The sequence below is a fragment of the Streptomyces sp. NRRL WC-3549 genome (assembly GCF_000721935.1).
Taxonomy (GTDB): domain Bacteria; phylum Actinomycetota; class Actinomycetes; order Streptomycetales; family Streptomycetaceae; genus Streptomyces.
This window is the reverse complement of sequence record NZ_KL585430.1, coordinates 11,243-15,675: the sequence shown is the minus strand read 5'-3', so window position 1 is coordinate 15,675 and position 4,433 is coordinate 11,243. Positions and strand designations below refer to the sequence as shown.

Below are 4,433 nucleotides of genomic sequence, written 5' to 3'. Positions count from 1 at the left end.
CACCTGCTGCTCGTAGCGGACGAGCCGCCCCATCGCCGCCAGCAGTTCGTCGTCGGTGCGCGCCCCCAGGTCGGAGAGCTCGACCTCGGCGAGGGTGTCCGCGGCCAGCCGCCGGTACTCGTCGCTGCGCGGCGTGGTGAGGGTGACGTGCCGGGCCGAGGACCGGTGCACGGGCGGGGAGTCGGCGAGGATCTCCGAGAGCCGGTCCACCACCGGCGCCCGGTGGCCCGCACGGCGGGCGAGCTCCGCCCGCAGGATGTCGATGCGGCCCTGGACCAGCCGGCGGACGTAGCTGAGGTCCGCCTCGTCGCGCTGGGCCGTCCGGCGCCGGGTCCGCAGGTCCGGGAGCCGCAGCCCGCCGAACTCCGCGTGTCCGCGCGCCGCCCCCTCGCCCGTACCACAGCCGCCCGGGGCCTGCCCGGGCACGTGCAGCGGCCCGGAGGCCTGCGCGGACAGCGGCACGGACTCGGGCAGCTGGTCCGGTCCGGGCGCGGCGCCCGTCCGCTGTACGGGTGGCCGCAAGGTACCGGCAGTACGTGTCACCGGTACGGCGCCGGGAGATGACCCGGTTCCCTGTGTACTCATGCTGTTCCGTCCCCTCGGCCGGTGCGTCGGCACACCGACACCGTGCATGGTGCCACTACGGAGGGTGTGCACGCAGGTGCTCTGTACCCGTTCAGCCCAAGATAGGTTGGTCTGTATGCGTGCGGTGATACAGAGAGTGGACGGCGCGAGCGTCGTCGTCGGGGGCGGCGCGGACGACCCCTCATCCTCCGGAACGGTCGGCGAGATCGTCGGCGAGGGGCTGTGTGTGCTGGTCGGAGTCGCTCACGGGGACACCCCGGAGAAGGCGGCCCAACTCGCGCGCAAGCTCTGGACCCTCCGGATTCTGGAGGGCGAGAAGTCCTGCTCGGATGTGAATGCACCGCTTTTGGTTATTTCGCAGTTCACTCTCTACGGGGACGCCAGGAAGGGCCGCAGGCCCACCTGGAACGCGGCGGCCCCCGGTGAGGTCGCCGAACCCCTGGTCGACGAGGTGGTGGCGCAGCTGCGGGCGCTCGGCGCGCGGGTGGAGACGGGCCGGTTCGGGGCGGACATGAGGGTCACGCTCACCAACCACGGCCCGTTCACCGTCCTGGTCGAGATCTGAGGGCCGCCCGCAGGCACCCGTACTACGGCTCGACGACCGTCTCCTGGGCCGCCGCCGTGTCCCCGGCGATCAGCTCCGCGTCCACGGCCACGTTCCGCTTCACCAGGGCCAGGGCGATGGGGCCCAGCTCGTGGTGGCGGGCGGACGTGGTGACGAAGCCGAGCTGCCGCCCCTCGGCCCCGTCGGCGGCGAGCCGCACCGGCGTCCCGTGGCCGGGCAGGTGCACCTCGCTGCCGTCCAGGTGCAGGAAGACCAGCCGGCGCGGCGGCTTCCCCAGGTTGTGGACGCGGGCGACGGTCTCCTGCCCCCGGTAGCACCCCTTCTGGAGGTGCACGGCCGTTCCGATCCAGCCCAGCTCGTGCGGGATGGTGCGGTGGTCGGTCTCGAAACCGAGCCGCGGGCGGTGCGCCTCGACGCGCAGCGCCTCGTACGCCAGGATCCCGGCGGCCGGACCGTGCGCGGCGGCGAAGTCCTCCAGGCCGGCCCGGGGCAGGAAGAGGTCGCGGCCGTGCGGGGTCTCCCGTACGGTCACGCCGTCCGGCACCTCGGCGATCGAACCGGCCGGCAGGTGGACGACGGCGATGTCCGCGGTGCGGTCGGCGACCTCGGCCCGGTAGAAGAACTTCATCGACTCCAGGTACGCGATCAGCTCGCCCTCGGTCCCGGGCTCGACGTGCGCCCACACCGTCGTGCCGTCGTCGACCAGGTAGAGGGCGTGCTCGATGTGCCCGTTGGCGGAGAGGATCAGCGCCTCGGTGGCCCGGCCGGGCGAGAGGTCGCTGACGTGCTGGGTGAGCAGCAGGTGCAACCAGGTCAGCCGGTCCTCGCCGGTGACCGTGACGACACCGCGGTGCGACAGGTCGACGAAGCCGCGTCCGTCGGCGAGTGCGCGTTGCTCACGGAACAGGTCGCCGTAGTGCGCGGCGACACCTTCGTCGCTCCCCTCGGCGGGGACGGCGCCGGGCAGGGACAACAGGGGGCTCTTCATGCGACCAGCGTACGACTCGCGGCGCCGCGGCCCGCCGAGTGGCCTCAGGCGGTGGCCGACGAACCGGACCCGGCCGCCTTCGCCGTGCAGTCGGCGCACCGGCCGAAGATCGCGAAGTGCTTCATGTCCGTCTCGAAGCCGAACGCTCCGCGCAGCTTCTCGGTGAAGTCGGTGACCACGTCGACGTCCGCCTCGATGACGTCCGAGCAGTCCCGGCACACGAGGTGGATGTGGTGGTGGCGGTCGGCCAGGTGGTACGTCGGGGCCCCGTGCCCCAGGTGCGCGTGGCTGACCAGGCCCAGCTCCTCCAGGAGCTCCAGCGTCCGGTAGACGGTGGAGATGTTCACGCCCGACGCGGTCTTGCGCACCTCGCCGAGGATGTCGTCGGGGGTCGCGTGTTCCAGCGTGTCGACGGCCTCCAGGACGAGCTGGCGCTGGGGCGTCAGCCGGTAACCGCGCTGCCTGAGGTCGGTCTTCCAGTCGGTGCTCACCACACGCCCAGTGTAGGACGGCGCCGGCACCGGCCGGGCGGTCCCGCCGGGAGGTCCTGCCGGGCGGTCCTGCCGGGCGGGGCCTACTTGAAGAAGGCGATGCCGTCGTCCGGCATGTCACCGAGGCTCTTCGCCATGGCGGCGACCTCCTCGGGGGTGACGACCTTCTTGAGGTGCGCCGACATGTACGGCCGCAGCTCCACGTCGGGGGTGGCCTTCTCGCCGACCCACATCAGGTCGCTGTTCACATAGCCGTAGAGCCGCTTGCCGCCGCTGTACGGGCCAGAGGCCGCCGTACGGGCCACCGCGTCGGTGGCGACGTCGATCTGCGGCTTCTGCTTCGCCAGCTCGCCGTACCAGACCTCGACGACGCCCTGGTCCCGGACCATGACGATCTCGACCTTGCGGTCCTTGTCGACGCGCCAGTAGCCGGACTCGCTCTCCAGCGGCTCGACCTTGTTGCCCTCGGCGTCCAGCACCCAGGAGTGCGACACGTACTCCAGGAAGTCGCGGCCGTCGTGGCTGAAGGTGACTTCCTGGCCGAAGTTGCACTTCTCGGCACCGGGGAAGTCGAAGACACCGGCGCCCGCCCAGTTCCCGAGGAGGAAGGCCAGGGGTACGAGGTCCGGGTTCAGGTCGGACGGAATCTCGATCATGAGCGGCTCAGACGATCTGTGAGGGTGTACGGAAGAGGTCGGGCGAGGGTCAGCGCTGGCCCTGGTACAGCTTCTTCACGGTCAGGGCGGCGAAGGCGAGCACGCCGACGCAGACCAGGACCAGCAGGGCGGAGAAGAAAGCCTCAAGCACGGGAGCTCCTCGATACGAACGACGTGACAGCAGTACGCGGCCGGGCCCCCAGCCTAATGGGTGGGGGCCCGGCACGGCGGTCCGGGGTTTCCCCCCGGGCCCCGTCACCCCAGCAGCTGGTTCTGCAGGACGACGGTCTGGTGGAAGGGGACCTCCAGGTCGCTCCCCCGTCCCTCCTGGCGGTGGACGATCAGCGCCAGGGTGTCACCGGCCTGCACATAGGCGGCGCGGACGTGCTCCCTGCCGTCCTTCGCGGCGTCCGTGTACACGTAGGTGTCGGTGTCCGGGACCTTGCCCGCGCCTTCCCAGTCCTCGTCGAAGACGAGCTCCGTCTCCCCTTCGAGCGCCTCGCCCGGCCCGCTGCCGATGTACAGGTCGTCCCGGAACGCCTCGGCGTAGCCCGCCGAATTGAACCGGAGGAGGTAGACGCGGGACTCCGTGCCGTCCGGCATGGTCCACCCGCGGGCCGCGATGTGGCGCAGGGCGGAGTCCCTGAGCCGCCCGACGATCCGTTCGCGGCTCCCCTCGCCGTACTCGGACGCGAACCGTTCCGGAGTCGTCCAGCCGCCCGCGAGCTTCTTGTCCACGGTGGCGCCCTTCGGAGCCGGGATCAGCAGCTCCCGCAGGTCGGCGTGGTGGATCTGAGCCGTGTTGCCCGGGTTGAACGGCCGGGGAGAGCCCTCGGGCAGAGCTGGAAGGATCAGCTCCGGATAGCTCCAGCGCCCGTCGTCCTCCGTGGCCAGCCCCGGCACGTCGGTGCGCTCCATGGAGGCGATGCCGAAGGCGGTACCCGTCCCCACCGCGCCGAACACCAGCACGGCGGCGGTCCAGCGGGCGACGGCCCGCAGCACCCTGCGCGGGGGCTTCACCGCTACGGGACCCGCGGCCTGCGCCGGCTCCCCGGGCTCCACGGCCTCCTCCGGCTGTCCGGCCTGTGCGGCCGGGGCCGCGGGCGCGGGCCCGGCGGTGGACACCGGTCCGTCCGCCGGTACGGATG

General features: G+C 71.9%; 6 protein-coding genes. 1 reads left to right on the top strand and 5 read right to left on the bottom strand.

From position 1 onward, the window contains the following. A partial coding sequence (locus IH13_RS43000; RefSeq protein ID WP_031089246.1) for an RsiG family protein occupies positions 1-585 on the bottom strand: 585 nt, incomplete at its 3' end. Between the two features lie 115 nt (positions 586-700). Between IH13_RS43000 and dtd the strand changes: the two genes are divergently transcribed. After that, a complete protein-coding gene (dtd, locus tag IH13_RS0130140) occupies positions 701-1,150 on the top strand; it encodes a D-aminoacyl-tRNA deacylase (protein WP_031089244.1) in 450 nt (149 codons plus the stop codon). Positions 1,151-1,172: 22 nt separating this feature from the next. Here the strand turns inward: dtd and IH13_RS0130135 are convergent, their stop codons facing one another. From IH13_RS0130135 to IH13_RS0130115, 4 genes are all read right to left on the bottom strand, one after another. After that, positions 1,173-2,138, bottom strand: a complete 966-nt coding sequence (locus IH13_RS0130135) for a CAF17-like 4Fe-4S cluster assembly/insertion protein YgfZ (RefSeq protein WP_031089243.1) — start codon at positions 2,136-2,138, stop codon at positions 1,173-1,175. Positions 2,139-2,182: 44 nt separating this feature from the next. Then, positions 2,183-2,632, bottom strand: coding sequence for a Fur family transcriptional regulator (locus IH13_RS0130130; protein WP_031089242.1), 450 nt, complete (start codon positions 2,630-2,632; stop codon positions 2,183-2,185). A gap of 80 nt (positions 2,633-2,712) precedes the next feature. Next, positions 2,713-3,285 (bottom strand): heme-binding beta-barrel domain-containing protein, encoded by a 573-nt coding sequence (locus IH13_RS0130125; protein WP_031089241.1) that lies wholly within the window; start codon positions 3,283-3,285, stop codon positions 2,713-2,715. Between the two features lie 255 nt (positions 3,286-3,540). After that, positions 3,541-4,410, bottom strand: a complete 870-nt coding sequence (locus IH13_RS0130115) for a hypothetical protein (RefSeq protein ID WP_031089239.1) — start codon at positions 4,408-4,410, stop codon at positions 3,541-3,543. Positions 4,411-4,433 lie beyond the last annotated feature (23 nt).